Annotated in this window: 2 protein-coding genes; one reads left to right on the top strand and one right to left on the bottom strand. The window is 63.7% G+C overall.

The genetic code is table 11. The annotated features are described in order from the left end of the window. Nucleotides 1-692, bottom strand: a 692-nt coding sequence (locus tag K329_RS0100700; protein WP_028471552.1) for a YveK family protein, incomplete at its 3' end; no start/stop codon positions are given. Nucleotides 693-872: 180 nt separating this feature from the next. Here K329_RS0100700 and K329_RS23670 point away from each other — a divergent pair. Further along, nucleotides 873-1,081, top strand: a 209-nt coding sequence (locus tag K329_RS23670; protein ID WP_157571506.1) for an NAD-dependent epimerase/dehydratase family protein, incomplete at its 3' end; no start/stop codon positions are given.

Genomic DNA, 1,081 nt, shown 5'->3' with positions numbered 1-1,081 from the left:
AGGGGTTCGGTCTTGGTTGCACCATCGAACGCGATAGCTCCGAGTAGTGGCGCGGAGGCGACACTTGTCACTTCCTCGGCGTTCTTGATCGTGTTGTCGAGCACTTCCCGTAGCAGCGCGATTCCGAGACCAAGAAGGAGTCCAAGAATGCCGCCCAAGGCGAGGTTTCGGGACGGCTGCGGAGAGACGGGACCCTGCGGAGCGGAGGCAGCATCGACGATGGTGCCCTTCACGAGAGAAACGGTCCCGCCTGGCGGAGTCTCAAGTTCGCGAATCATGACGGTCATGGCTTCCGCGTACCCCTGGGTCAACAACTGCGCCTTGTCGGGATCAGGCCCCGACACCGAGAGCTCGAGAATGACAGTGTCGGGTACTACGCGCGCGCTAACGGCGCCGCTGAGCTCGCGAGCAGATTCATCCAGGTCCAAGTTGGCGCGAACCATCTCCGCTAGTTCGCGACTCGTCGTCAGGTCGGCGTACGACTTGACGCGCTGAAGAGTGAAGGTCGCACCCGCCGCCGCCTCGCCTGATGTGCTCGACTCAGATGTCGTCACGAAGACTCGTGCTGTGGATGCGTACTGGGGAGTTGCCAGAAAGGTCACTGCGCTTGCAGCGGCGAGAACGATCAGTGTCGTCGCCACGATGAGGACCCATCGGCGTCGGACGATCTGCAGATAGTCCTTCAGTTCCACCGGAATCCACCTAACCCTGTGATCGACGCACCGGACCGCGTGCCAGGGAGGAGCCTAGGGTGTCTAGACGCGCAACGTGACTTCAACGTGGGAGAAGTGGTGACCGTCGCTCACCCGAGCAGGTCCTCGAGGTAGGCGCCAGACCCGTTCTTGCGCAGCGGCTCGGCGCGCGACCGCAGAATGTGGCTTATCCTCGTGGCCGGCGGTGCCGGGTTCATCGGCTTGAACTTCGTGCACTACGTCGTGGAGCACACCGACGCCCGGGTGACCGTGCTCGACAAGCTGACCTACGCCGCGAGTCGGGAGTCGCTCGCCGCGCTCCTCTCCGACCGGGTGTCGCTGGTGGTCGGCGACATCGCCGACGCCTCCGTCGTCGAGCCGCTCGTGGC

It is taken from the genome of Nocardioides alkalitolerans DSM 16699, from assembly GCF_000426525.1.
Lineage (GTDB): Bacteria > Actinomycetota > Actinomycetes > Propionibacteriales > Nocardioidaceae > Nocardioides > Nocardioides alkalitolerans.
Note: the sequence above shows the minus strand (reverse complement) of the source record. Positions and strands in the feature narration are given on the sequence as shown.